Annotated in this window: 29 protein-coding genes and 1 pseudogene; 6 read left to right on the top strand and 24 right to left on the bottom strand. The window is 49.5% G+C overall.

Annotated features, from left to right (window positions below; translation table 11 throughout):
• Positions 1-108 precede the first annotated feature (108 nt).
• The 7 genes and pseudogenes from ACJ8W9_RS04295 to ACJ8W9_RS04325 all read right to left on the bottom strand — a co-directional run.
• A pseudogene (locus ACJ8W9_RS04295) lies at positions 109-242 on the bottom strand (GFA family protein); the annotation flags it as partial.
• Positions 243-274: 32 nt separating this feature from the next.
• A complete protein-coding gene (locus ACJ8W9_RS04300; RefSeq protein WP_411360503.1) occupies positions 275-1,537 on the bottom strand; it encodes a type II toxin-antitoxin system HipA family toxin in 1,263 nt (420 codons plus the stop codon).
• A gap of 5 nt (positions 1,538-1,542) precedes the next feature.
• Positions 1,543-1,827 (bottom strand): helix-turn-helix domain-containing protein, encoded by a 285-nt coding sequence (locus ACJ8W9_RS04305; protein ID WP_411360504.1) that lies wholly within the window; start codon positions 1,825-1,827, stop codon positions 1,543-1,545.
• A 523-nt stretch (positions 1,828-2,350) separates the two neighbouring features.
• The gene (locus ACJ8W9_RS04310; protein ID WP_411360505.1) at positions 2,351-2,722 is read right to left on the bottom strand and encodes a hypothetical protein; all 372 of its coding nucleotides are present in this window, start codon (positions 2,720-2,722) and stop codon (positions 2,351-2,353) included.
• Positions 2,723-2,837: 115 nt separating this feature from the next.
• Positions 2,838-3,638, bottom strand: a complete 801-nt coding sequence (locus ACJ8W9_RS04315; protein ID WP_411360506.1) for an alpha/beta fold hydrolase — start codon at positions 3,636-3,638, stop codon at positions 2,838-2,840.
• Positions 3,639-3,997: 359 nt separating this feature from the next.
• Positions 3,998-4,435: a nucleoside deaminase gene (locus ACJ8W9_RS04320; protein WP_411360507.1), complete on the bottom strand. Its 438-nt coding sequence runs from the start codon at positions 4,433-4,435 to the stop codon at positions 3,998-4,000.
• An 18-nt stretch (positions 4,436-4,453) separates the two neighbouring features.
• Positions 4,454-5,281, bottom strand: coding sequence for an NERD domain-containing protein (locus ACJ8W9_RS04325; protein ID WP_411360508.1), 828 nt, complete (start codon positions 5,279-5,281; stop codon positions 4,454-4,456).
• Between the two features lie 155 nt (positions 5,282-5,436).
• Here ACJ8W9_RS04325 and dbpA point away from each other — a divergent pair, with 155 nt between their 5' ends.
• Entirely contained in the window at positions 5,437-6,840 is a 1,404-nt protein-coding gene (dbpA, locus tag ACJ8W9_RS04330; protein ID WP_411360509.1) for an ATP-dependent RNA helicase DbpA, read from the top strand.
• Here dbpA and rluF read toward each other — a convergent pair whose 3' ends face one another.
• Entirely contained in the window at positions 6,841-7,728 is an 888-nt protein-coding gene (gene rluF, locus ACJ8W9_RS04335) for a 23S rRNA pseudouridine(2604) synthase RluF (protein ID WP_411360510.1), read from the bottom strand.
• 81 nt (positions 7,729-7,809) lie between these two features.
• Between rluF and ACJ8W9_RS04340 the strand changes: the two genes are divergently transcribed.
• Positions 7,810-8,157, top strand: a complete 348-nt coding sequence (locus tag ACJ8W9_RS04340) for a VOC family protein (protein WP_411360511.1) — start codon at positions 7,810-7,812, stop codon at positions 8,155-8,157.
• A gap of 1 nt (position 8,158) precedes the next feature.
• Here the strand turns inward: ACJ8W9_RS04340 and ACJ8W9_RS04345 are convergent, their stop codons facing one another.
• Positions 8,159-8,677, bottom strand: a complete 519-nt coding sequence (locus tag ACJ8W9_RS04345; protein WP_411360512.1) for a GNAT family N-acetyltransferase — start codon at positions 8,675-8,677, stop codon at positions 8,159-8,161.
• Positions 8,678-8,766: 89 nt separating this feature from the next.
• Here ACJ8W9_RS04345 and ACJ8W9_RS04350 point away from each other — a divergent pair, with 89 nt between their 5' ends.
• Entirely contained in the window at positions 8,767-9,465 is a 699-nt protein-coding gene (locus tag ACJ8W9_RS04350; protein WP_411358667.1) for an aspartate/glutamate racemase family protein, read from the top strand.
• Here the strand turns inward: ACJ8W9_RS04350 and nadS are convergent.
• The 4 genes from nadS to ACJ8W9_RS04370 form a co-directional block, all read right to left on the bottom strand.
• The gene (gene nadS, locus ACJ8W9_RS04355) at positions 9,441-9,734 is read right to left on the bottom strand and encodes a NadS family protein (RefSeq protein WP_411359285.1); all 294 of its coding nucleotides are present in this window, start codon (positions 9,732-9,734) and stop codon (positions 9,441-9,443) included. The genes ACJ8W9_RS04350 and nadS overlap by 25 nt on opposite strands.
• Positions 9,735-9,736: 2 nt before the next feature.
• Complete coding sequence (locus ACJ8W9_RS04360) at positions 9,737-10,060, bottom strand: type II toxin-antitoxin system RelE/ParE family toxin (RefSeq protein ID WP_411360939.1); 324 nt, start codon at positions 10,058-10,060, stop codon at positions 9,737-9,739.
• Positions 10,061-10,222: 162 nt separating this feature from the next.
• Complete coding sequence (locus tag ACJ8W9_RS04365) at positions 10,223-10,828, bottom strand: peroxiredoxin (RefSeq protein ID WP_411358668.1); 606 nt, start codon at positions 10,826-10,828, stop codon at positions 10,223-10,225.
• A 36-nt stretch (positions 10,829-10,864) separates the two neighbouring features.
• Complete coding sequence (locus tag ACJ8W9_RS04370; protein ID WP_034732409.1) at positions 10,865-11,203, bottom strand: Grx4 family monothiol glutaredoxin; 339 nt, start codon at positions 11,201-11,203, stop codon at positions 10,865-10,867.
• 240 nt (positions 11,204-11,443) lie between these two features.
• Here ACJ8W9_RS04370 and sodB point away from each other — a divergent pair, with 240 nt between their 5' ends.
• On the top strand, positions 11,444-12,025 hold the full coding sequence (gene sodB / locus ACJ8W9_RS04375) for a superoxide dismutase [Fe] (RefSeq protein ID WP_034732411.1): 582 nt from the start codon (positions 11,444-11,446) through the stop codon (positions 12,023-12,025).
• 67 nt (positions 12,026-12,092) lie between these two features.
• Here sodB and fadR read toward each other — a convergent pair whose 3' ends face one another.
• A complete protein-coding gene (gene fadR / locus ACJ8W9_RS04380) occupies positions 12,093-12,803 on the bottom strand; it encodes a fatty acid metabolism transcriptional regulator FadR (RefSeq protein ID WP_411358669.1) in 711 nt (236 codons plus the stop codon).
• Positions 12,804-12,987: 184 nt separating this feature from the next.
• Here fadR and dsbB point away from each other — a divergent pair, with 184 nt between their 5' ends.
• Positions 12,988-13,506, top strand: a complete 519-nt coding sequence (gene dsbB, locus ACJ8W9_RS04385; protein WP_411358670.1) for a disulfide bond formation protein DsbB — start codon at positions 12,988-12,990, stop codon at positions 13,504-13,506.
• A gap of 6 nt (positions 13,507-13,512) precedes the next feature.
• Here the strand turns inward: dsbB and ACJ8W9_RS04390 are convergent, their stop codons facing one another.
• The 10 genes from ACJ8W9_RS04390 to ACJ8W9_RS04435 all read right to left on the bottom strand — a co-directional run bounded on the left by ACJ8W9_RS04390 (position 13,513) and on the right by ACJ8W9_RS04435 (position 22,878).
• Entirely contained in the window at positions 13,513-13,977 is a 465-nt protein-coding gene (locus ACJ8W9_RS04390) for a YcgN family cysteine cluster protein (RefSeq protein ID WP_411360513.1), read from the bottom strand.
• Entirely contained in the window at positions 13,970-14,608 is a 639-nt protein-coding gene (locus tag ACJ8W9_RS04395; protein WP_411358673.1) for a fumarylacetoacetate hydrolase family protein, read from the bottom strand. The genes ACJ8W9_RS04390 and ACJ8W9_RS04395 overlap by 8 nt, the downstream gene beginning before the upstream one ends.
• Positions 14,605-15,588: a lytic transglycosylase domain-containing protein gene (locus ACJ8W9_RS04400; protein ID WP_411358674.1), complete on the bottom strand. Its 984-nt coding sequence runs from the start codon at positions 15,586-15,588 to the stop codon at positions 14,605-14,607. The genes ACJ8W9_RS04395 and ACJ8W9_RS04400 overlap by 4 nt, the downstream gene beginning before the upstream one ends.
• Entirely contained in the window at positions 15,585-15,848 is a 264-nt protein-coding gene (locus ACJ8W9_RS04405) for a YcgL domain-containing protein (RefSeq protein ID WP_411358675.1), read from the bottom strand. The genes ACJ8W9_RS04400 and ACJ8W9_RS04405 overlap by 4 nt, the downstream gene beginning before the upstream one ends.
• A gap of 13 nt (positions 15,849-15,861) precedes the next feature.
• Complete coding sequence (gene rnd, locus ACJ8W9_RS04410) at positions 15,862-16,998, bottom strand: ribonuclease D (protein WP_411358676.1); 1,137 nt, start codon at positions 16,996-16,998, stop codon at positions 15,862-15,864.
• Positions 16,995-18,680: a long-chain-fatty-acid--CoA ligase FadD gene (fadD, locus tag ACJ8W9_RS04415; RefSeq protein WP_411358678.1), complete on the bottom strand. Its 1,686-nt coding sequence runs from the start codon at positions 18,678-18,680 to the stop codon at positions 16,995-16,997. Before fadD ends, rnd begins: the two co-directional genes overlap by 4 nt.
• Before the next feature lie 61 nt (positions 18,681-18,741).
• Entirely contained in the window at positions 18,742-19,647 is a 906-nt protein-coding gene (locus ACJ8W9_RS04420) for an alpha/beta fold hydrolase (protein ID WP_411360514.1), read from the bottom strand.
• Between the two features lie 12 nt (positions 19,648-19,659).
• Entirely contained in the window at positions 19,660-20,232 is a 573-nt protein-coding gene (locus ACJ8W9_RS04425; protein WP_411358680.1) for a Slp family lipoprotein, read from the bottom strand.
• Between the two features lie 34 nt (positions 20,233-20,266).
• A complete protein-coding gene (gene tsaB / locus ACJ8W9_RS04430; protein WP_411358682.1) occupies positions 20,267-20,950 on the bottom strand; it encodes a tRNA (adenosine(37)-N6)-threonylcarbamoyltransferase complex dimerization subunit type 1 TsaB in 684 nt (227 codons plus the stop codon).
• The gene (locus ACJ8W9_RS04435) at positions 20,947-22,878 is read right to left on the bottom strand and encodes an ATP-dependent DNA helicase (RefSeq protein ID WP_411358684.1); all 1,932 of its coding nucleotides are present in this window, start codon (positions 22,876-22,878) and stop codon (positions 20,947-20,949) included. The genes tsaB and ACJ8W9_RS04435 overlap by 4 nt, the downstream gene beginning before the upstream one ends.
• A 368-nt stretch (positions 22,879-23,246) precedes the next feature.
• Here ACJ8W9_RS04435 and hisG point away from each other — a divergent pair, with 368 nt between their 5' ends.
• The gene (gene hisG, locus ACJ8W9_RS04440) at positions 23,247-24,155 is read left to right on the top strand and encodes an ATP phosphoribosyltransferase (RefSeq protein ID WP_411358685.1); all 909 of its coding nucleotides are present in this window, start codon (positions 23,247-23,249) and stop codon (positions 24,153-24,155) included.
• Position 24,156: the final 1 nt, after the last annotated feature.

Raw genomic sequence — 24,156 nt, forward strand, 5'->3', positions numbered from 1 at the left:
GTTTCGTCTCCCATCATTGGGCGGCGGATTTAAACTCGTAGCTAAATGACGAATTATCTTACAAGTCTAGGAGGCATTTTCGGGTTTCGAAAGAAAGTCGTCTGCTCGCTAAACACGATCCGCAGGGTGATTCACACCATCATAGGTCGGAATACCGTCATTTTTAAAGGGTTAATACCTTCTAAGCATGCCACATTGAAGCCATATAGGCTTGGATTGGAACGGCGCTCATGATGCGAGTAAGTTACTACTATGCGCTAGCCACTGTCTCATCTTAAGTCCGAAAATCATCATGCAGTTTCGACCAATGCGCTCGCAGTGTCTTTTTGTGCGCTTCGTGCATTGGCAGTTCGGTTAATAGCTGAGGCCAAGCTGAACGCGCTTTTTCTAAGGTATCAATTAGGTGAACCTTAATCGCCTGCCAAGGTAGACCAACACGATTAGACCAGGTTTCAAACGAAGTCATATTGACCTGATACCAATTCTTATTTCCGGCCATGTTCAGCGCAAATTCTGTCTCGTCGTTGACGTAGGGTAATGTTGAAACGATATCGTAGGCAGGTGATAACTTTGGCCGCTGCGGATCAGTATAAATTACTGACCAATTTTTAAGATGGGCATCACCATTGGCAAGCAATATATTCACTAGCAAACGCCGCGCCATTTGCTGTACGTCTTTTAAAGCTTGATGGCTAGACGAATAAAGTGCATCAGCAATTTGTTCGTAATTATGCTTTTTATACTTCTCATGGGAGTACACTCCGAAAATTTGCGCAAAATCTTCGGTGTGAATGCGTTGCCCATGGCTTCTATCAAATCGCTTAATCGCATAAGCATGTTGCTCATTGGGCAACTGAATATTCGGTAAGTTATCTAGGTCAGATAATTTAACTAACTTTATTTCTGGAATATCAACACCGACGGCCTCCGCAAGGCGCATCGCCGAGAATTCATTGTAAGGCACATATTTGTGCACAGTCGACGGTGTCTTGATGATCCAGCTATCCCGATTCGCATCAGTGCCGATGTTAAATCGACCGTCCTGATTCCGAACTGAGGAAAACTTCATCTGCACACCAGCTAAGGAAAACTTAGTTTGCGAATGCTCAACATCTATCTGTACCGCTTCAACTTGTTCACGATGATCGAGCGCCCACGCAGGCATTTGCCCGGCAACGATAGGCGCTGCAATCACACCACCGGGTAAACTCCCTGCCATGTGCACCAGCAAAGTAAACTCATTATCAGTGTGGACTTTCAGTGACTGCGCCATCAATTGTCTCAATGCTCCCTCGGGCAACAAGTTCGACAAGACTGGCGGCAGGCGTTGTGAACTGATGAGCGGTTGCTGAAGGTAGCGTTCATCAATTAATTGAGACATCGTGAATGTATGGCGCTTAGGGCCAGGCAACGCTATGTAATCTGGAGAGAATACGAAGATGCTCTTGCCACCCGAATAATGTGAGATGACACCAACTTCTTGATTGTTGATGCTCAGCCGGAGGCCTTCAACATACTCTTTGCGTTTTGTATTCATAGCCGTTAGTCCTCAAGATGCTTATGCTTGCCAGCCCACACATTTTCAGACTCTGCGTTTGTTGGTGTCGTGCGCTCGCTATCGATGCTAGTAGGATCTGAAATCGATAACTCCAAGCCTAAACCCACAAGAATACGCAACAAGGTCGAAACTTTTAGGTCCTGCCCTGACTCAACGCGCTGATACTGTTGCTGCGACATGCCAATCAGCATACGCATATCTTTTTGTGACAGTCCTCGTTTCTTGCGCTCTTCGACTAGTAGTTCGCTAAGCTCTTTCAGTGTTTTCATAAAACAACCTATATATTGTTTTTTATTCGACATACAACTTATACGCTGTATTTTTACGAAAAACAACTTTTATGCTGTTTGCGATCTTATCTTACAACTTCTAGGTTGTTATTTTGACGTTCGGTAGAAGCGAATAGATTTGAGAGCTTGATAGTCAGCTTTGTGCCAGGAGCGGACGCTAACGCTAAACTAAAGGGACACGAATTCACCCTTTAAACCTAACTCGACTCATAACGTTTTTTGTATGGCTAGCGCCATTTTCTTCACAGTAGCCCCATCCAGACCCAAGGTGTTTTTATTCAAATTGGCATCACTCATACTTTCGATATGATTCAGCCAGTATCGGTGGCAGATAGTTAGGCGCATAGCCACCTCCAGACGAGACTTCATTGCTGAGGTACAAGTTCGAGCGTCCACATTCCGGACAAGTAGAATCGTTAGTCATGCATATTCCTCTATGGTAAAACGTGATATTCGTCTTCACTTTTCCTGCTGCACGCTCGTTGATGAATTCGGCTTTATGTCAATGCGTAGCATCATAAATCCGCAAAGCCTCGTCCTTATCGCTCAAGGACCGAAGGAAAACGCCTGGCTTGATACCAGTTAAGTCTTCTCCCTGCAAAAGAACGAGCCTCACCAACGTGTCACCCTCATATACTTCGCTGATCTGGCCCAAGCTGTAATGGAGGTGGCTTGCCAATGGCACTCGAATAACCGAAGGAACGTCTGATGCGTTAGTGACAAGAACCTCGTCGACGGTAATGAGTATACGGATGATGTTCTCGCGGCCCGGACCGGTGCGCGCCTCCCTGTCTTCGACAGGCTTACCGTTACCATCAATCATATCCACACCAGTGACACGACCGATCAAAATGTGATCCGCCTCCTGAGCCATCTCCTCGAGCGTTGCCTCGAACGGAAAGCCTGCAAAGGCGGGAGCGCAGAGCAAAACACCAAAACAACGAAGCGCTACTTAGTTGTTCCGCGTGATTGAGATAAGTGTGCCTTGCCTAATGCTCCATTAACAACAACAGCTCGCTGACCACAAGTTCTGGCTCATCAAATTGCACAAAGTGACCGCTGTTCTCAGTTAAAACCGATTTGCCTTGCGGGAACGCGGCTGCCCACTCTTGCCAAAGTTCGCCCCACATTGCCCGTCCGCGATCCGTGAAGAATAAGTTCGGAGGGTTCTCCATTTTCTTAATCGACGCAATCACCGTTACCGGCATATCTTTAATTTGGGGGTAATCGGGCAGCGGCCGCTTGCTCCAGAAGTCTAAATATTGATTGGACATGCCGTTTTTCATGTCGTCGAGTTTGATTTGCGCAATTTCTGCATTGCCCTTTTCTAAGTCTATTGCGCGTAAAATATCAACGTCATGTTCGGACGATGGATCTAACATCAACAGCGCTTTTATTTGTTCGGGGTAAGCTGCTGCAAAGTCTCGTGCAACACTCCCGCCGTACGAGTGCGCGATCAAGATAACGGGTTGTTGGATACCTAATTCAATGAGCAAGGTGCTGGCTTGGTCAGCGTAATCTCGCGAGGTAAAATGCTGCTGAATCGCAGTTGAGTTGCCGTTTCCGACGCGAGAATACCGAATGACTTTCGCGTGCTCTGAGAGGCGTTGAAAAACTGGGTCCCAGTCTGACATGCCTGCGCTGCCGCCAGCTTCTAATAGAATCACTTCACTGCCACTTCCGGCAATCTCATATTCGAGATCATAGCCTTTAACTTTCACAACATCGGGATTCGCGAAAGCAACCACAGGAACGAACAAACCTATCAACAACCAATGCAACTTCATCATCTGACCTTCTACTTTTACAAAGAAAAACTTCGCATGGTTTATCTCATACCGCCGTTACAAGACATGACTGAGAATTGTAACTGGGTTTAGTTGGACTAACGGTGCGTACCGCGCTTGCAAAGGGCTATTCCACCAGCATAAATGAGGTTTTTAGCGACAAAGTAACCCCTCTATTGGCGTCAGTGAGTGTAACCTCTTTGTTGATTCTCGCGCTGTTCTAACGCAGCACCGTCTTGGTTTTTCCAGCGAAATTGATCGCTCGCTATTGCAGACAAAACAAACAAGGTGATGAGTATCAGACAGATCCTTTTCATCATTTAGTCCTTTTATAGGTGGTCAAAGTTTTCTTAGCTGACGAGCTATTCGCCGATATCTTCAAACCAAAGCTCAGGCTTCTCAGCAATAAACGTCGTCATCAGCTCAATGCAGGTCGGGTCTTGCAACACGTCGACCTTCACACCTGCCTCGCGTAGTCGCTCTTCGGCGCCCATAAAGGTTTGGTTTTCGCCGACAATCACGTGTGGAATACCGTACAACTCAATCGCGCCGGAACACATGCAGCATGGCGACAGCGTGGTGTAAATCACGCACTCTTTGTAAACCGACGCGGGTTGCCGCCCGGCATCAGCAAACGCATCCATTTCGCCATGCAAAATAGGACTACCGCTTTGCACGCGCCGATTGTGCCCACGGCCAATAATCTTGCCGTTGTGTACCAGCACCGAGCCAATCGGTACCCCGCCCTCTGCGAGTCCTTTTTGCGCTTCTTCAATCGCCGCTTGCATGAATTTGTCCATGATTCTTCCTCTTAGAAATTAATTCGCGTTGTATGGCATTACATTACGGCATTTTGGATAACCACTACAGCCCCAAAACTGTTGGCCTTTATTCGCGCCACGCGTGGCCGTGCGCAGCTTCATTTCAGCGCCACATTTACCGCACGTGTTGATCATTTCTGATGTTTGTGCCTCAGCGTTTGCCGGTTCAGGTGTTGCGAACTTATCACGTAAATAATCGCGATGCTGTCGATCAGTTTTCAAAGAGCGCGTCAGTGCATTCGAGTGAATCAGTTGCTTGATCGCTTCGACTTGTTCAAGGCTCAATACTGGCGTTGTGAACGAACGAATATAATTCACATAAGCGCCGCCGTAAGCGACGTTGGCGGGCATTTGCGTTTTGAACTGGCTATCACCAATAAACACCACCACAGAATGGATCTGGTGATCATCGAGTTCCAACAGCTCTTTTAACGTCTGTACATGCTTATAGTTTTGTAATAGCGGGTTTTGGAAACTGTATTTGCGCCGGTAAATACTCTGCGTCCACGTTTTTTGTTTTGCTGAGCCAAAAATCCAGCCACGATAATATTTAGTTTCGACCACAAAGACGCCATAAACCGAGACGATAATATGGTCAATTTGCGTGGTGCCGTCCCCAGCGCGCAAGGTAACGTCTTTGATCAGGTGATAGGTGCTTTTATCGAGTCGTAATTTGGCGGCTAAATTCACCAGGGCTTCGCCAAGTTTGCCCTTGAACCAATTCGTTCTAAAAAATCCGACAATAATCGCAAATACAATGAGGTAGGCCCCCCATTGCAGCATCATCGCCTGCACCGCATCAAACAACTGTGTAGTGACATCCATTTTCTGACATTCCTTTTTGCGCTTTAACTCGACGAAACCTTAATTGAATTAACAGCACTATCAGTGCTGTTCTGCTATACTACCACGCTAATTTTTTGCGCGTTAAGCGCGTTTTGCGCCTAACGATGCGCCCGCCGATAAAGTGAATCATCATCATGTCTGAAACAACATCCCCCACCACGCCAAGCGTTCGCCAGTTCAACGAGCTAAAGCTTAGCGACGCGCTATTGAGCAGCTTGAACGATGCGAAGTTTACGGAAATGACGCAGGTGCAGGCCTACAGCTTGCCGAAAATTCTGCGCGGTGAAGATGTGGTGGTGCAAGCAGAGACTGGCTCGGGTAAAACTGTCGCATTTGCTTTAGGCCTATTGAGCAAACTCGATACCGAATCTTTTGCACCGCAAGCCTTGGTGCTTTGCCCAACTCGTGAGCTGGCGGAGCAAGTTGCTGAAGCCATTCGCAAGCTAGCCAAGGTGATGGGCAATGTCAAAGTGTTGACCTTGTGCGGCGGTGCGCCGTCGAAAGTGCAAGCAGCATCGCTCGAGCATGGTGCGCATGTGTTGGTCGGTACGCCTGGCCGTGTGTTGGATCATTTGCAAGCAGAGCGTTTGCAGCTCGCGCAATTACAAACCTTGGTGTTAGACGAAGCCGATCGCATGCTCGAAATGGGTTTTCAGGATGAGCTTGCCGGCATCATCGACAAAACGCCGAGTAACCGCCAAACCTTGCTGTTCAGCGCTACCTATCCGCAAGGGATTCGGCAACTCACCAAGCAGGTGTGCAACGACGCTGAAATCATTAAAGTGGCCGCAACCCACACCCAGATCTCAATTCAGCAACGCTTTTATGAGCTCGGTGATGATACGCCAGCGCAAGCGGTGCGAACGCTGCTGCTGGACCTGCGCCCAGGCAACTGTATGGTGTTTTGCAACACTAAAGTGGAGACGCAAAACATTGCGGATGCACTGAAAAGCAAAGGCTTTAGCATCCTTACCTTGCATGGCGATATGGAGCAAAAAGATCGCGACCAAACCATGGTGCAATTCGCCAATGGCAGCGGCCGTATCTTAGTTGCGACCGATGTCGCCGCAAGGGGATTAGATATCGCTGAGCTCGACTTGGTGATCAACGTCGGTATGGCGCATGATATCGCGACGCATACGCACCGTATTGGCCGCACGGGCCGCGCGGGAGCGGAAGGATTAGCCGTGACACTGATTGGCGCCAAAGACGATTTCAAAATGCGGATGCTAGAAGACACGCTATCGGCCCCCATCAAGTTACTTGAATTGCCACCACTCAATACTGCCGTAGCGCCGCTTACCGCAGAGTTTGTCACCCTGCAACTCAATGGTGGTAAGAAACACAAGTTACGCCCAGGCGACATCGTTGGTGCCTTAACGCGCGATAAGAAGCTGAGTGTTGATGATATTGGTAAGATCAAGGTGCAAGCACAGTGGGCTTACGTTGCGGTCAAATCAACTAAAGTGAATCACGCGCTGGCCTTGATCAATAACGACAAGATCAAAGCCAAACGCTTTCGTGCCTGGGCGCTCTAACTATTTCTCTGCTGGTTTGTTGAGACGTAGCTTGCGACGGCCGGTTTTGCCGTCTTTGTCGCTCGCTTTGTCACTCGCACGTGCGTGACGCGAGTTAGCCCAAGGCGAAGGTACTTCGGGCTTTTTCTGCGGTGGCTTACGACGCCGATGCCCAGCCGGTGCTTCTGAAGACGAATGCTCAATCGATTTCATAATGTCAGCGAGTTCTGCGTCGGTGAGATTACGCCACTGCCCCACTTGTAGCTTACCTAAGCTCACGTTCATGATGCGCACGCGCTCCAGCTTGCGCACTTCGTAACCAAAATGCTCGCACATGCGTCGAATTTGCCGGTTCATACCTTCAATCAAAATCAAGCGGAAGGTAAAGGTTGATTCCTGGCGCACCTTACACTTTTTCGTCATGGTGCCTAAAATCGGCACACCATTGGCCATACCCTTAATAAAATCAGGCGTGATCGGCCGATCGACAGTTACGACATACTCTTTTTCGTGTTTATTACCGGCGCGTAAGATTTTATTGACCAAATCACCGTTGCTGGTCAAGAAAATGAGGCCTTGCGAATCTTTATCTAAGCGACCGATCGGAAAGATACGACTTTTATGTCCGACAAAATCGACCATATTTTTCGGCTCGGCTGAATCAGTGGTACTGACAATCCCCACCGGTTTATTCAGCGCAATAAAGACAAATTTTTCTTTATCCGTCGGCTTAATGTTGCGGCCGTTCACCAGCACTTGGTCGCCTGGCATCACCTGATCGCCAAGCCCTGCCTGCTTGCCATTAATCTTGACCACGCCTTGCTCAATAAAGCGATCGGCCTCGCGACGCGAGCAGTAACCGCTCTCGCTAATAAATTTATTTAATCGTTTTCCTGCCGACTCAGGCATAGAACCTCTATTTGCGCTGCTAATAAATACTTCGGAAGCTATACTCATGCCATGACATCATCACGAGAAGGCATAACACCGATGGCTAGTGTATCAATTAATTACATCGAGCTACCAGCTACAAACATCGAAGCCACAAAAAAGTTCTTCGCTGACGCCTTTGGCTGGAGCTTTGTTGATTACGGACCCGATTACGCAGCAATTCAAGATGCTGGTCTGGATGGTGGTTTTTTCCGCTCTGACCTTAAAGCCACAACAGCGCAAGGTAGCGCTCTCGTTGTTCTGTACAGTGCTGAGCTTGAGCACGCACAGAAGCAGGTGGAACAAGCTGGCGGCACCGTCATCAAACCGATTTTCGACTTCCCCGGTGGCCGCCGCTTTCATTTCACCTGCCCCAGCGGCAACGAATACGCTATTTGGTCAGAGTAACTTATTGCTGCGCCAACCACTCATGCTTTAACAGACTCAAGGTATACCAGCCCTGATACACGCCGTCCTTTTTAACGGTATCGCGCGCTAAGCCCTCGACTTGAAAGCCAAAGGCTTCTTGGTAGAACTTCAACGCTCGCGCGTTCGATTCAAACACGTTCAAATCAATGCGGTGAAAATTCAGTTCATCAAAGCCCAGCGTCAACAACGCCGCAAACATGGCGCGTCCATGCCCCGCTGAGCGCGCCTGCGGATCTACCATGGCCACACCTATGTGACCAAAGTCGTTGGGTCTATCAATACGTGTAAAGTGCACCATGCCCACGGCTGTGTCGTTGACGCAATACTTAAAACACAAGCGCTGGTTGGCATTGCCGGCGCTTTCCACAAAAAAAGCTTCGAACACTTCGCGCTGTAATGGGTAGCCAAAGGCATTGCCACAGACTTTGAAGTGATCCTCAGGATCAGCAAGCCAACCTGACACCAATTCAAAGTCATCTTTTTGCAATGGAACTAACAATGCGCTCTCCTACTTTCTGTCGTGATTGCAATCGCGTCATGCGCGCCCTAAGCTGTGGCAATGTAACCAGAACAAGGGATTTGAGCAAGATGAAAACCATTGGTTTGATAGGCGGCATGAGCTGGGAATCAACGCAGACCTACTATCGTTTGCTCAATGAGCAGGTGCGGGAACGCTTGGGTGGCTTGCACTCAGCGAAGGTTATTCTTAACAGCGTAGACTTTGCTGAAATCGAACCCTTGCAGCATCAAGGCGATTGGGCCGGCACCGCAGAAATTCTAACGACAGCGGCGAAATCACTCGAAGCAGCAGGTGCTGATTTCTTCCTAATTGCCACCAATACCATGCATAAAGTCGCGCCAAAACTGCAAAATGCCGTAAAGATCCCGTTGCTACATATTGTCGATGCCACGGCTGAAGCACTCAAAGCAGACGGCATCACCACCGTAGGGTTACTCGGCACTAAGTTCACCATGGAACAAGCTTTCTACCGTGAACGCCTAGAAGCCCAAGGCCTAAAAGTACTCATACCCAACGAAGTTCAAGGCAACGCGGTCCACGAAGTGATTTTCAAAGAATTGTGTTTAGGGGTTACCAAGTCAGCGTCAAAACAGGCTTATCTCGACATCATAAGCGACTTAGATCAGCAAGGTGCACAAGCGGTCATTCTTGGCTGCACCGAAATCGGCATGCTCATCAAACCCACCGACACACCAGTGCCACTCTACGACACCACGAAACTGCACGCCAACGCCGCCGTCACCTACGCTTTATCCAATGACTGCTGAGCTAACGCGTGATAAAGAGTAGGCTCCTCCTCAATGGTCAAAAGTACTTTAGCGGCAAGTCCAGTGGGATTACGTCGCTTCGACTCCCAGCTTTTAACCGTATCAACACTTGTCCCCAGTGCTTGCGCAAAATCAACTTGCGAAACCTGTAATTGACTACGAATCGCTTTTACATCAGCTATCTTGTAGTTCACCTGACGCGAAGCTTCAGCGTTACCTTTGCTGATTTCAACAGCCTCTTCCAACGAAGATTTTAAATCATCAAACATATTCACCGATGGACCTCCTTCAATTGTTTTGCCAGCGACTTGAGGACGGACTTCTCCGCTTCGCTTAAGTTTTCTTTCACACTTTTTGCGTACGCTAAAAGCAGATAAACAAAGTCGCTACCCGCGAGGTAATAGATAACTCTAATTCCTGCGCGCTTACCTTGCCCGTCTACCGCCATTCTTATTTTCCGAAGCCCACCCGTACCAGGGATTACAACCCCAGCAGTTGGCAAAGCAATAAGCACTTCTTGTAACCGCCTGAGCTCATCATCCGAAGCTAGCTCTTTGATCTGCCTCGTAAACACCGAAGTCTCAATAAATGTCATTCCTTGACTCATAAAAACTCCCTTTTTATTCAGGTGTACATTGTACACCTTCGTTTTGTTTTAGCCAACAAAACAAAAAAGGCCGCCCATTTGGGCGGCCCTTCATTTTGTTGTCGCTTTTACGAATAACGAATAACGAACAACGAATAACGCTTTTCGCTCTTACAGCTTACCTGCGTTCTTAGACAGATAATCAGCTACGCCTTTCGCGTCAGCTTTCATACCTTCGTCGCCTTCTTTCCAGCCAGCTGGGCATACATCGCCGTGCTTCTGGTGGAAGTTCAACGCGTCAACCAAACGAATCATTTCGTCGATGTTACGGCCTAGCGGTAGGTCGTTGACGATTTGGTGACGTACTACGCCTTCTTCGTCGATCAAGAATGATGCACGGAAAGCAACGCCAGCTTCTGGGTGCTCAACGTCATAGGCTTTACAGATAGTGTGCTTCACGTCAGCGACCAAAGGATATTTCACTTCGCCGATACCGCCATCTTTTTCAGCAGTGTTACGCCATGCGTTGTGCGTGAATTGTGAATCGATAGAAACACCAATCACTTCTACGCCGCGCTTTTGGAATTCAGCTAAACGGTGATCAAACGCGATCAACTCTGAAGGGCAAACAAAAGTGAAGTCCAACGGATAGAAGAAAACAACCGCTTTCTTACCTTTGATTTGCTCATGCAAGTTAAAGTTCTCAACAATCTCACCCGTTCCTAATACCGCAGCAGCAGTGAAATTAGGAGCTTTACGGCCTACTAATACACCCATTTTAATTCTCCGTAATGTTGGTTGTTTTAATAAAAATTAATCTTCAGAAGGTGCAGGATTGCGTTCTGCAACTTCATTAATCAGTTCTTGTAGTTCGCCCTTCTGGAACATCTCCAGAATAATATCACATCCGCCAATGAGTTCACCCTCAACCCACAATTGTGGAAAGGTTGGCCAGTCAGCGAATTTCGGTAATTCTGCACGGATATCTGGATTCTGCAAAATATCAACGTAAGCAAAGGCTTGACCACAACTCATTAAGGCTTGCGAAGCTTGTGAAGAAAAGCCACAGCTCGGCAACTTCGGTGAACCTTTCATGTAGAGCAGAATTGGGTTTTCAGCAATCTGCTGCTTAATTTTTTCTACAGTTTCCATGCAATCATCCTCACATCGATTGGGCTTTATAAGGCGCGAAGTTTATCATAAGAGGAGCGCCCATTGCAGTAGTCGCGTGCCTTCTTTGGTAGGCTCTACTGACAATAGAAAAAAAGCTTACTACCCTTGAAATAATCTTTTCTGCCTCAATCTGAGTATATTGAGACAGCACGAAGCAAATTCAATGGTAAACTAGTAACGCTTCGAACTAATTCATGAAAACAACAATGGAGAGTCGACATGGCATTCGAACTACCAGCACTACCTTATGAGAAAAATGCACTTGAACCGCATATCTCTGCCGAAACACTTGAGTATCACTACGGCAAGCACCACAACGCTTACGTAACCAAGCTGAACGATGCTGTGAAAGGCACCGACATGGAAAGCAAATCACTTGAAGAAATTATCAAAACCTCTTCAGGCGGTGTTTTCAATAACGCAGCGCAAGTATGGAACCACACCTTTTACTGGCATTGCCTAAGCCCAAATGGCGGCGGTGAACCAACAGGTGCATTAGCTGACGCAATCAACTCTGCGTTCGGTTCATTCGACAAATTCAAAGAAGAGTTCAACGCACAAGCGGCTGGCAATTTCGGTTCCGGTTGGACTTGGTTGGTGAAGAAAGCCGACGGTTCAGTTGCTATCGTGAACACCAGCAATGCTGAAACGCCTCTGACTGACGAATCAGTAACGCCTATCCTTACGGTCGATGTTTGGGAACACGCATACTACATCGATTATCGTAATGCGCGTCCGAACTACTTGAGTGCATTCTGGAACTTGGTGAACTGGGAATTCGTAGCGAAAAACTTCGCTTAATTCGCAGAATCAAGCTCAGCACTAACAAAAACCCCCGCGATTGCGGGGTTTTTTTATTTAACCTTTCCTATTCGACCAGATTCGCCGGTATTTGTCCGCGCATACTGTGCCAAATGCGGCCCGAGGCGTAACCGTAATCACGCACCAATAATGCCGCTTCATCGCGTTTTTCTTCGGTGGCGACAGCTTTCAAGTCCGCGTAATACTTGCGCGCCAATTTACGTGCTTCCGGGTTGGAGAAGTAGAAATTACCAATCCGTGAATACAGACCTTTAAAACCATTCAATACGAGCACATAAATCGGATTGCCAGAGGCCTGCGCCAAATCATGGTTGAGACGGTAATCATAGTCTGCAAACGCATCAGCAGTGTCAGCCAAACCTTCAGCTTCTGCTAGCAGTTCAGCAACTTTTTCTGGTGCATTCCGCACCGCACCGCGAATATAGATAGCACTGATATTGGTGCGCGCCGACAACAGTTGGTCAACCAATTCAGGCATGCCGTCTTCATCAAGGCGTGCTAACGTCTCCAAAATATTCAGACCTGAGGTTTCCCAGAAGTTGTTCACGCGGGTTGGTTTGCCGTGTTGAATAGTCAGCCAACCATCGCGAGCTAGGCGTTGCAACACCTCACGCAGGGTCGTTCGCGTCACACCGATCAATTCAGACAGCTCGCGTTCAGCAGGTAAAATGGTACCTGGCGCAAAATGTCCATTCCAAATGGACTTAACGATGTATTCTTCTGCAAACCCAGCTGGGCTCTGTGCCTTGATGATCATGTATTCGCCTACTTTTACGTTATGGTTCGCGAACGGAATTAGCCTTTGCACTAACGAAGCAAGGATTTTACCAGTCTTTCCAATGGTCGGACAAGTTTTGTCGCACTTGCTTTACAGAAAGCTATCGACTTCTGCCAATGGCTTGGTATTCTTTGCCGAATAAAAATGACAACGAGAGCCTAACATGCAGTTTTTAAGTCAATTACCAGAGCGTCGTGGTGCTTGGGCACTACTTTTTGCCTCAGCGGTTGGACTCGTCCTAGCCGCCCTTTACATGCAGTACCAAATGGGGCTCGACCCGTGCGTCAAATGTATTTACCAGCGAGTCGCAGTCATGGGGATTGCTGCAGCGGCGTTGCCTGCCTTGTTAGCGCCGCGCTTGCTCATTACACGCATACTAAGTTATGCAGCCTGGCTTACGGCCGCGATTTGGGGCCTACGCATCGCTCATGACCACGTGGTCACCCAACAATCAGCCAATGCTTACTTTGCGGTGTGCGATGCTTTTCCGGTCTTTCCAGATTGGCTCCCGCTGCTCGATTGGTTCCCAAGCTTATTTGAAGCTCCGGGGCTTTGTGGTGACATTAGCTGGGTATTCTTAGACATGAGCATGCCAGAGTGGATGCGTATCATCTTTGCGTTTTATACAGGCTTAGCGCTAGTGGTTATTGCCGTGCGCTTACTCGGCGCGCGTAAACTTTAAAGCGCGCTAATCATGGTGGCGTAATGGCCAGGTAACGATACGTAATTCGAGGTCTTCATGGACCTCGCTTTCGTTAATGCAGCGCCCTGCTACGCTCATTCCAGCATCCATCATAGGTTGCCGCGACCCGTCATGACGTAACGGATGCCAGCTCGGTAAGTCGCGGCCCTCGGCCAAACGGCGATAGCCACAGGATTGAGGTAAGTAGTCGAGTTCAAAAATGTTGTCGGGGGTAATCACAACACAGTCCGGCACGTGCGTTTTACGTTCGGCATAATTGCTGCAAAGTCCGCTGTCACAATCGAGCAACACACAGGCGATATCGGTAAAGTGTACCGTCTCGTCGACATCATCACTATCAATCAACTTGTGTAGACAACACTTACCGCAGCCATCACAGATCGATTCCCATTCAGCATGGGTCATTTCGCTAAATGACTTACTTTGCCAAAAGGGTTGTGGCTTAGTCACGTGCTTGTACCCGTGCCGACCACTGCAGTTCTCGCTCAGCCATCTGCCAATGTAATTCCAAGGTATCACCAACCGCCAAGGGCCCGACGCCGGCCGGAGTTCCTGTCAGCACGACGTCGCCAGGCTCGAGCGTAAACACGTGACTTATGTGTGCTACAAGTTCGGCAATTGGCGTTAGCATTGCGGTGGCATCACCGTCTTGCTGCAGCTTGCCGTTACGTAACAACTGGAACTGGCTGTGCTGCACAGTATCCAGATTATCGAAAGCCTGCCACGGTGCTAATACGCAGGCCCCATCAAACGCCTTGGCACGTTCCCATGGCTGCCCTTGTGCTTTAAGACGGTCTTGCACATCGCGCAGGGTCAAATCGATAGCTAAAGTCGCCTTACCAAGGCTGCGCGCTGCGGTTTCTGCGTCAACATTTTGCAACCGCTTCGCAACCTGCACAGCAATCTCTAGCTCATGGTGACACGCACCCAAGTGCGTTGGAATGCGAAGCTCTGCAAGTGTGGTTAAGCTACTCGGTGGTTTAATAAATAACAGCGGTTCAGTGGGGATGGGATTATTCAATTCAGCTGCGTGGGCCGCATAATTGCGACCCACACAGACAATTTTACTGATCGCGTTCATCGTGGAAAGCGAATCCGGTCAGACAAATAGCCTACCGCTGCCACAAAGTAATGCGAACGGTTCCAGCGCATCAGTGCATCGTAGTTGGCATAGGCTAAGTACACGCGGCCATCTTTGTCATCCGGAATCACCACAGCGGCTTCGATATCGGCACGGGTCGGTAAGTCATCACCTTCCATAGTGCGAATGCCTAACTGCTGCCACTCGGCGAGTGATTTCTTGTTTTTTAAGTCCGCCAAGGCCACGTCAAAATCCGCAGGCAACTGCACCTGACGGCCCCACGTCACATCATCGCGCCAGCCCGCTTGCTTCAAATAGTTCGCAGCAGAGGCAAAAACGTCACCCATGGAGTTCCAAATATCTTTGCGACCATCGCCATCATAATCCACGGCATAAGCCATGAACGAGCTCGGCATAAACTGGGTTTGACCCATGGCACCCGCCCACGAACCTTTCATTTGCTCGGGGTCAATGTGGCCATCTTGGATAATGGTAAGCGCTTGCCACAGTTGGTTTTTGAAGAATTCTTCACGGCGACCTTCATAGGCCATGGTGGTTAAGGCCGAAACCACATCAAAACCACCAGTGTAGTTACCAAAGTTGGTTTCAATACCCCATAACGCCACAATAAAGCGCGGTTGCACGCCATATTTAGCGCCGACTTCTTCTAACAGTTCTTTGTGCTCGTTGTACTTCTCAACCGCTTGTTCCGCTTTCCATTCCGGTACTGCACGCGGTAAATAAGTATCGAGCGTGAGTTTAAATTCCGGTTGGTTTTTATCTGCGCTCACGGCGCGTTCATAAAATTTAGCGTTCGCAAAAGCGCGCTCTAAAGTGTCTTCGCTGTAGCCTTTTTCCAAAGCCTCAGATTTAATTTTTACGACGTAGTCAGCGAAGCCTTCCGCATCTTGGGCCCAGGCTGGCAATTGCGCAGCCAACAAACTCGCGCCTAGTACAACACTCGACAGCAATTTCTTCATTTCGCCAACTCCTTTTTTAGTAAATTCTCGGGCGGTGGTGGTAGCTGTAGATAGAATCCAGGGTCCTCAAGATGTTGCTTGAGATCCGCAATCGAGAGGCGGGCAAGTTTGCGTTCATCGTTTAACGCAATCACCATCACCTTTTGAGGTTGACCAAAACTTTTTGCTAAGGTTTCAGGAAGCAATGAAAAATCGGCTGGATGCGCCATATACAAATAGGTATCGGCGCGTTTTGGACTACGATAGACCGCACACAACATGCGTTGTCACCACTCATTTCAGTAATTGTTCAATAGTGGCTCTAAGCTTAGCCCCTCGCCAACTTGCGAACAAGTCTGGCGGCGGTAATTCGGCCTTAATGTGCGATGGAATCTGGCGACACCAATGAATCACATCGTTTATTTGCCGCCGCGAGGCCACTAGGGCGACGTCAATGCCCAGCTCCGTTGCCGTTTGTTGCGCCTGCTCTTTGATGGCTTGAAAGTCTTTTTTGTAACTGGGGATATCGGTGATACGCCGCAAGCGTAATCCCAAGTCACCTGCCGCTTGACCACGTTTGATTGCGTTCAACATGGCGTCAGCATTGTACCGCACGGTAACCGGTGAGAGGTCTTTAACGCTCTGTAGCTGTTGCTTGTTGCTCGGCATGCGGCGCGCAATTTCCAGCAATGAATGGTCTTTGGCAATAAAACCTAAGGGTAAATCGGCACTGCGCGCACGCTGCTGACGCCAGGCACATAATTCGCGTAATACCCGCAGTTGCTCGGCATTGCACTGCCAAGCATTGCCAAAATACAGGAACTGCCATTGGTCTGGAATTTGTTGCGCGCGTTTGTGCGCTTGCCACGCGGATTCGGCCAAGATCAACTCGAGTTTGCCGCTTTGCTCGGCTTCGGTATACAACTCTGGGTAAATCTTCTCGAGGTAAAATACGTCGGCGGCCGCGTACTCAAGCTGCGCTTCTGCTAAGGGGCGTTGCATCCAGTCGGTGCGCGATTGCGATTTATCTAGCTCAACACCCAGCCGCGCTTGCACCAAAGCGGCATAGCCGAGGGCTTCGCCCGAGCCTAACATCGCGGCAGCAACCTGTGTGTCGAACAACGCCGTCGGTAAGCGGTCCATATGCTGATGTAAGATCTCGTAGTCTTCACCGCCAGCATGAATCACCATAATGTGGCGTTCATCGGCAAACAAGTCCCACAACGGCTTGATTGCCGCTTCACCTAATTCAACGGGATCAATCAATACCGTTTGCGTACCCGCTTGCACCTGAATCAGCCCAAGCTTTGCGTAAAACGTGCGGGTCCGCACAAATTCAGTATCGACGGCAAGAAATTTCGCCGTCTGCGCTTGTTGACAAAAGTCCGCAAGCGCAGCGGCGCTAGTTACCAATTGATAAGCAATGGTCACGATGCTTGTTTCGCCTTTGCCTCTTCTTCATCGCGGAGCTCGCGACGGAGGATCTTACCGACATTGGTTTTCGGTAGTTCTTTGCGGAACTCGACAAATTTAGGCACTTTATAGCCGGTGAGGTTTTCGCGCGCAAAATCAATAAGCTCACGTTCAGTGAGAGAGTCATCTTTACGCACCACAAAAATCTTCACTGCTTCGCCAGAAGAGTCGTGCGGAACACCCACAGCTGCGACTTCCAACACCTTTTCGTGCTCAGCGATAACATCTTCGATTTCGTTAGGGTAAACGTTGAACCCAGAGACCAAAATCATGTCTTTTTTGCGGTCGACGATTTTAAAGAAGCCCTGCTCGTCCATGAGACCGATGTCACCGGTCATAAACCATTCGCCACGCATGACTTTTTCGGTTTCTTCAGGACGATTCAAATAACCGACCATGACCTGCGGGCCACGCACTTGTAACTCGCCGACCTCGCCTTGCGCAACTTCTTCACCGGTATCGCTGTCGACCACACGCACATCTGTTGAGGGCAATGGAATACCGATAGTGCCGTTGTAGTGCTCAATATCGGTAGGATTCACGGTGACAACCGGTGAACACTCAGTTAAACCATAACCTTCAAGCAAACGCGACTTGGTCGCGCGTTCCCAGCGCTCGGCAACGGCCTTTTGCACCGCCATGCCACCGCCCATTGCGATTTTCAGGTTAGAAAAATCGAGATCCTTAAAGCCTTCAGTGTTCAACAAGCCGTTGAACAGGGTGTTAACGCCAGAAATCATCGAGAATGGATGCTTAGAAAGTTCCTTCACGAAACCCGGCATATCACGTGGGTTCGTGATCAAGATATTCTTACCGCCGTGCTTCATAAAAGTCAGGCAGTTCACCGTTAACGCGAAAATGTGATACAGCGGCAGCGCGGTGATAATGGTTTCTTCACCGTCATTTACCAGCGGCGCGAACACTGCTGAACATTGTTCCAGATTCGCTACCATATTGCGGTGCGACAGCATTGCGCCTTTGGCTAAGCCCGTGGTACCGCCGGTATATTGCAAGAATGCAAGATCATCACCGCTCATTTCTGGGCGGGTGTATTTCTGTTTCGCGCCTTTTGCCAAGGCGTCGTTGAACCGCACCGTGCTGGCCAAGCTATAACTCGGAACCATACGTTTGACATACTTGACAACAAAGTTAACGATCCAACGCTTCGGTGCCGGCAACAAGTCACCGATACTGGTTAAAATAACGTGGGGCAAGTCCAGATCACCGATAACTTTTTCTAAAGTGTGGGCAAAGTTATCGAGAATGACTATACCTTTGCACTTGGCATCGCTTAACTGATGTTTCAGTTCGCGTGGCGTGTACAGTGGGTTCACATTCACCACTGTCATACCTGCGCGCAGAATACCAAAAAGTGCGACTGGATATTGCAGCAAGTTAGGCATCATCACCGCAACTGCGTCACCTTTCTTCAGACCTTTGCCTTGCAGGTACGCAGCAAACTTTTTTGTTTCGGCATCGAGCTCGTGAAAGGACATTTCATGATCCATATTCACATAAGCTGTGCGGTCACCGTAGGCTTCAATGCTCTGTTCGAAAATGTCGACCACTGAATTAAAGTGGTTTGGGTCAATCGTTTCTGGGACCCCAGCTGGATATCGTTTTAACCAGATTCTTTCCACGCTCTCGTGCTCCTGATTCATGTTCTTTTGCGGTAAGTTTCGCATATCCGACCAGTTTAAACTAGCGTTTTGCCGTTGCCAACAGGTCGCGAACGTGCCGCCAAATCGCTTCAGGCTGCTCCATATGGACATGATGCCCACCCGTCACTTCGGCGATTTGCAACTGTGGCACGCAAGTTTGCCATTGTGCTAAGCCTTGCTCTAATTGCTTACGATGGCCAGAACTGCCGAGGATCAGCTTCATCGGGCAAGCGATTGCTTGCAGAATTGCACGCACTTGTTCGGTGCTCATACGCAGTGGCGACTTGGTGCGTAATTGGCCATCGGCACGAAAGCGGAAATCATTTTCAGCTAGCTGTTCAATGCCGCGATGGACCAGCAATGCGGCGAGTAGCTCGGAAAAATCGCCAGCCTGCAAACGCGCTTGTACCGCTGTCGCTAAATCTGGATAGTGCGGGCGTCGCTTTTGTTGCTGTAACGACCGACTTTTGAAACTCTGGCGCAAATCCTCAAGAATTTTTTCCGCTGGGCTCGTCAACAAGCCAAAGGCTTCGATGATGGTTAACGATAGCAGTAAATCGGGGCGTACCCCTGCCAAAAGGTTGGCAGCATAGCCACCCATTGAGTGGCCAATGACATGAAACGACTGCCACTGCTGTCGTTCAGCCAATTGCACGACGTCATACACGTAATCCAAAAACGGATAGTAGTTACCCGCAGGTCGGTGATCTGAGTGCCCATGACCCGCCCAATCAAGCGCAATAAGTTGGCAGTGTTGAGATTCCGAGCTCGTTAAAAACTGTTCGGCGAGTGGGAGAAAACTATGGGCGTTGTCGAGCCAGCCATGCAACGCCAGAATCACCGTGCCGTTTGGGTTCCCCCAGCGCAAGCCCGCTAAAGAGCCCCAGTTGAGTTGAAATGAAACAGGCTCAGCCGAAAGCTGAGCCTGTTGGAAGTGATCAGTCATCGTTATCCGTCTTTAGTTGTTGTCACCACCGCTCTTCTGACTCCCGCCATTAGTGCGCACAGGCACTGGGTAGTAGATGCGATAAGGCTGTGAGTACCAGTAATGACGATACCATAAAGAGCTGTAATCGACTTCAGCGGTATTCTGCTGACGCTCTTTCCACAAATAGCGACCGCTCGCATTCAGCGTTGGAAACAAATACCGATACTCGTCAATCTTATCTTCAACTGGTGCGCCGATGGTTCCACTAAAGGTCACACTGCGGCCTTTTTCGTAAACCATTGGATCGACAAAACCGTCAATCACGGCTCGGAAACGACCGTCACTGTTATCGGTCACCACTGGGCGTCCATAAGAATTAAGTGGATAGTTGACCACTTCAATTACAGTACCGTCGTCGCTATTGCTCACTTCGGCAATGACACCGCCCCAGCGCGCTGAGCTACCCTCTGCTTGCGCAGGGTTATCTAACGCCGTGGTGTAGGTCACTAAATTGTCTTCGTTGGCCACCGCCAGTTCGTCAGGAATCGTTGAACAAGCGCCTAACGACAAAGTTGCGGCGGCAATAAACCAATACTTCAACATAAACTTCTCCTTTTAAACGCTGACGGGGAGCCGACTAGCGTCCCGGTAATTTTTGCCAGGTGACTTCATTACGGACGTACAGCGGTTCAAGCTCTTCCGCTGGCACTGGCTGTGTCTGTGCTGCCAACAGCAACATGTCTTCTGCCAGCGGCAAAGTAACATCCTCTAATACGTTGACCGTGCGATTCGGATCCAGTTCAGCAGCGTACGCTTGCCAACCGGTTCCAGCACCCACTAACGCACCTTGAGGCCACCAAGCTGCTTGGCTCAAATCGCTTAGAGCAGCCATTTGCGGCGCCACCAATTCCGTGACCCCAGTCGCGGTGACCGCGTAGCAAGCAAGATAAACTTCTTGCATCCGCGCATCGATGGCGCTAACGACCGTTGCTGCGCCGTGCTTGCGAGCGACTTGTTGTGCTAGAGCCGCTAATGTACAGACGGGATACACCGGCAAAGTGTGACTAAACGCCAGCCCTTGTGCGACAGAAACACCAATACGGACCCCAGTAAAGCTACCTGGCCCATGGCCACAAACGATGCCGTCCACCTGTTCCAGTCCAATCCCAGCCTCGCTCAGGACTTCGGTGACAAACCCAAGGATTTTCTGCGAATGTTCGCGCGGTGCAAGTGTGCTGCGCGTGTAAACCTTCCCCTGATAGCTTAGGGCTACCGAGCATTGTTCTGTGGCGGTATCAATCGCGAGTAAGACGTCGCTCATGCCGTCGCTTCTCCATTAATCGTGCGTAAAAATTCAAGAGCCTGCTGCAAGTCGCGAGTGCGCTTCAAGGGCGGCAAACTGCCGACAAAGAGCTTGCCATAAGGCCGTGTCACGATGCGTTGATCACACACAATCAGCACACCGCGATCGCTGCGGTCGCGAATCAGTCGACCTGCCCCTTGCTTCAAAGCAATAATCGCTGGTGGTAATTGTACCTGACTGAAAGGGTCTGCTCCACGCAAACGACAGTCTTCAATACGCGCTTGCAACAAGGGATCATCGGGGGCGCCAAATGGCAGCTTGTCGATGATGACACAGGTCAGCGCTTGCCCGCGCACATCAACGCCTTCCCAAAACGAGGCCGTACCAAGCAACACGGCGTTGCCCGCGGCGATAAAGTCTGCCAGTAATTCGCGCTTATTTACCGTACCCTGCACAAACAGTGGCCGATCGGTGACATGCGCGAGGCGTTCCGCCACCAATTGCAGCATGCGGTGACTGGTAAACAGCACAAAGGTGCCGCCGTTGGGATTCGCATCTAATACCTGAGTGGTGATGTCGAGCAGCGCATCCAACATTTCGCGCTGATGCGGTTGCGGTAAAAACCTCGGCACACAGAGCATACCTTGTTCGGCAAAGGCAAACGGGCTGGGCAAACATAAGGTTTGCGCCTGCTGAATACCAAGCAGTCGCGTAAAGTGCTTAAAATCTTCGTTGATCGCCAGCGTGGCCGAAGTAAAAATCCAACTGGCATCTGACTTGGCCACGAAGCCACCAAACTTATCCGCTACTTGCAACGGGGTTTGGTGCAACACCACGTGACGCGGCGTCGTTTCATACCAAAAGCTGTAACCGGTGCGCTCGGTTTGCTGCAACCAGTGCCAAGTATGAATGAACTCGACACAGCGCTCATAACAGGCATCCAGATCTTGATTACGGCCAATCGCGGTTTTCATTACATCGCGGAAAAACTCTAAGCTTTCAGTCACCAAGCGTGCCGCTTCAATCACATTGTCTTGCTGTTGAAACTGACGCCAATTGCCACGCTGGGGATCCGCCGGGAAAACGAGGCGCCAATCGCGTAGGCTGGTCAGTAACTTGTCAGCAGCTTTGTCGAGTTGCCGCAGGTCTTTGACTTCAGTCAGATACAGCACCTTCGCCTCTTGCGCAAGCTCTTGCAATTGCCGACTACCAATAGCTTCACCAAAATACTGGCTAGCGATATCCGGCAACTGGTGTGCTTCATCGAAAACCAAGGCATCAGCCGTGGGGATGAGCTCGCCGAACCCAACATCTTTAAGTGCCATATCGGCAAAGAACAGATGATGATTTACCACCACAATGTCGGCTTCAAGTGCCCGTTTGCGTGCCTTCACTAGATAACAATCTTCATAAACCGGGCAGTCGCGACCTAAACAATTATCCACTGTACTGGTTACGTGCGGTAACACTTCAGCATCTTCTGGTAGCTGCGCTAAACCGGCGACATCGCCATCTTCGGTGCGCAGTGACCAACGTTTCACTTCCACCAATTGCTTTTGCACGGTTTTCGACAGCTCAGCGGCATGGGCAGAATTCTGTTGTAAACGATGAATGCACAAATAGTTGCTGCGCCCTTTTAGCAAAGTGACTTGCTTGTGCGGTGCAAGCGCATCACGCAAAGCCGGTAGATCGCGATGAAACAACTGTTCTTGCAACGCTTTGGTACCAGTAGAAATCATCGCACTGCCTTTGCTGAGCAGAATCGGTACTAAATACGCGTAGGTTTTACCGGTGCCAGTTTCTGCTTCAACCACTAGCTGCCCTTTGGTTTTCAGGGTAGTCGCGATCGCTTCGGCCATCTCAGTTTGCGCAGGACGCGGCGAAAAACCGGGCAACGCTTGAGCCAAGGCACTATCGGGCTGAAAATGTTTACTAATCGCTGTCATGCTGCGGGAAAATTTGAGTTGAACTTTATCGGCAAGCCTACCGTAAAAGTGCCGAACAAGCTATGTAGAGTTGTATGCGCAACGTCGCGATGCCTGCAGCCATGGTAACTATACAAGTTGCCATACAAGAAATGGTTAAAAGCTTATTTTTAAGGGTTGCAAGAGCAATCTGTAATTTATACAATCTCTAGCAACTGAAACACGAGGAATGAATATGCGCACAACAATTTGGCATCACCATCACCGTTCACACCGACGTTAGCCAAGCTGTATGCGCTGGAGGCTAACACGTTGATGGTTGCCTTCACCATTCTAAGAACCCCGAGAGGCAACCTTTCGGGGTTTTTTTATAGGAGTTTAAAAAGATTATGGTTGTCGATACTTCAAGCAAACGTTTAACAATTGCGATTCAAAAATCAGGACGTTTAAGTAAAGAGTCACTGAGCTTGCTGCAAGCCTGTGGGGTAAAATTCAACTTGCACGAAGCACGCTTGCTGGCACACAGCAGCAACCAACCGATCGATCTACTTCGCGTGCGTGACGATGACATTCCAGGCTTGGTCATGGATGGTGTTGTCGACCTTGGTATCATTGGTGAAAACGTACTCGAAGAAGTGCGTTTAGAGCGTGTCGCAACTAAATTACCGGCCGCGGTGAAACGTTTACGTTCACTTGATTTTGGCGGTTGTCGTCTGTCTTTGGCGGTACCTAAAGAAGACAGTTACAAGGGCGTACAAGACCTTGAAGGCAAGCGCATTGCCACCACTTACCCGTACTTGCTGCAAGATTATCTGCAAAAGCAGGGTGTTAATGCCAGCACCGCAATTTTAACCGGTAGCGTAGAAGTGGCACCGCGTGCCGGCCTTGCCGATGCGGTGTGTGATTTGGTTTCCACCGGCGCAACCCTAGAAGCCAACGGCTTGGTCGAAAAGGAAGTGATTTTCACCAGCCAAGCGCAAATCATTCAGCGCCCAGAGCCACTCAATGCGGCAAAGCAAGCGATGGTCGATCAATTATTGCCACGGCTTGATGGCGTACAAATGGCGCGGGAAAGCAAATACATCATGTTGCACGCTCCACGCGCTGCACTTGAGCAAGTCGTAGCCTTGTTGCCAGGCGCCGAAGATCCAACGATTCTGCCGTTGACCCACACCGACAAACTGGTCGCCGTACACGTGGTGAGTACCGAAACGCTGTTTTGGGAAACCATGGAAGAATTGAAAGCCGTTGGCTGTAGCTCAATTCTAGTGCTGCCGATTGAGAAAATGCTGGGGTAAG

It is taken from the genome of Pseudidiomarina salilacus, assembly GCF_047323925.1.
GTDB classification, from domain to species: domain Bacteria; phylum Pseudomonadota; class Gammaproteobacteria; order Enterobacterales; family Alteromonadaceae; genus Pseudidiomarina; species Pseudidiomarina salilacus.

What these genes read in the sequence shown, in the direction of transcription:
- ACJ8W9_RS04300 (WP_411360503.1), bottom strand. Translation starts at nt 1,537, where the DNA reads ATGAATACAAAACGCAAAGAGTATGTTGAAGGCCTCCGGCTGAGCATC.
- ACJ8W9_RS04305 (WP_411360504.1), bottom strand. Translation starts at nt 1,827, where the DNA reads ATGAAAACACTGAAAGAGCTTAGCGAACTACTAGTCGAAGAGCGCAAG.
- ACJ8W9_RS04310 (WP_411360505.1), bottom strand. Translation starts at nt 2,722, where the DNA reads ATGGCTCAGGAGGCGGATCACATTTTGATCGGTCGTGTCACTGGTGTG.
- ACJ8W9_RS04315 (WP_411360506.1), bottom strand. Translation starts at nt 3,638, where the DNA reads ATGATGAAGTTGCATTGGTTGTTGATAGGTTTGTTCGTTCCTGTGGTT.
- ACJ8W9_RS04320 (WP_411360507.1), bottom strand. Translation starts at nt 4,435, where the DNA reads ATGGACAAATTCATGCAAGCGGCGATTGAAGAAGCGCAAAAAGGACTC.
- ACJ8W9_RS04325 (WP_411360508.1), bottom strand. Translation starts at nt 5,281, where the DNA reads ATGGATGTCACTACACAGTTGTTTGATGCGGTGCAGGCGATGATGCTG.
- dbpA (WP_411360509.1), top strand. Translation starts at nt 5,437, where the DNA reads ATGTCTGAAACAACATCCCCCACCACGCCAAGCGTTCGCCAGTTCAAC.
- rluF (WP_411360510.1), bottom strand. Translation starts at nt 7,728, where the DNA reads ATGCCTGAGTCGGCAGGAAAACGATTAAATAAATTTATTAGCGAGAGC.
- ACJ8W9_RS04340 (WP_411360511.1), top strand. Translation starts at nt 7,810, where the DNA reads ATGGCTAGTGTATCAATTAATTACATCGAGCTACCAGCTACAAACATC.
- ACJ8W9_RS04350 (WP_411358667.1), top strand. Translation starts at nt 8,767, where the DNA reads ATGAAAACCATTGGTTTGATAGGCGGCATGAGCTGGGAATCAACGCAG.
- nadS (WP_411359285.1), bottom strand. Translation starts at nt 9,734, where the DNA reads ATGTTTGATGATTTAAAATCTTCGTTGGAAGAGGCTGTTGAAATCAGC.
- ACJ8W9_RS04360 (WP_411360939.1), bottom strand. Translation starts at nt 10,060, where the DNA reads ATGACATTTATTGAGACTTCGGTGTTTACGAGGCAGATCAAAGAGCTA.
- ACJ8W9_RS04365 (WP_411358668.1), bottom strand. Translation starts at nt 10,828, where the DNA reads ATGGGTGTATTAGTAGGCCGTAAAGCTCCTAATTTCACTGCTGCTGCG.
- ACJ8W9_RS04370 (WP_034732409.1), bottom strand. Translation starts at nt 11,203, where the DNA reads ATGGAAACTGTAGAAAAAATTAAGCAGCAGATTGCTGAAAACCCAATT.
- sodB (WP_034732411.1), top strand. Translation starts at nt 11,444, where the DNA reads ATGGCATTCGAACTACCAGCACTACCTTATGAGAAAAATGCACTTGAA.
- fadR (WP_411358669.1), bottom strand. Translation starts at nt 12,803, where the DNA reads ATGATCATCAAGGCACAGAGCCCAGCTGGGTTTGCAGAAGAATACATC.
- dsbB (WP_411358670.1), top strand. Translation starts at nt 12,988, where the DNA reads ATGCAGTTTTTAAGTCAATTACCAGAGCGTCGTGGTGCTTGGGCACTA.
- ACJ8W9_RS04395 (WP_411358673.1), bottom strand. Translation starts at nt 14,608, where the DNA reads ATGAACGCGATCAGTAAAATTGTCTGTGTGGGTCGCAATTATGCGGCC.
- ACJ8W9_RS04400 (WP_411358674.1), bottom strand. Translation starts at nt 15,588, where the DNA reads ATGAAGAAATTGCTGTCGAGTGTTGTACTAGGCGCGAGTTTGTTGGCT.
- ACJ8W9_RS04405 (WP_411358675.1), bottom strand. Translation starts at nt 15,848, where the DNA reads ATGTTGTGTGCGGTCTATCGTAGTCCAAAACGCGCCGATACCTATTTG.
- ACJ8W9_RS04420 (WP_411360514.1), bottom strand. Translation starts at nt 19,647, where the DNA reads ATGACTGATCACTTCCAACAGGCTCAGCTTTCGGCTGAGCCTGTTTCA.
- ACJ8W9_RS04425 (WP_411358680.1), bottom strand. Translation starts at nt 20,232, where the DNA reads ATGTTGAAGTATTGGTTTATTGCCGCCGCAACTTTGTCGTTAGGCGCT.
- tsaB (WP_411358682.1), bottom strand. Translation starts at nt 20,950, where the DNA reads ATGAGCGACGTCTTACTCGCGATTGATACCGCCACAGAACAATGCTCG.
- ACJ8W9_RS04435 (WP_411358684.1), bottom strand. Translation starts at nt 22,878, where the DNA reads ATGACAGCGATTAGTAAACATTTTCAGCCCGATAGTGCCTTGGCTCAA.
- hisG (WP_411358685.1), top strand. Translation starts at nt 23,247, where the DNA reads ATGGTTGTCGATACTTCAAGCAAACGTTTAACAATTGCGATTCAAAAA.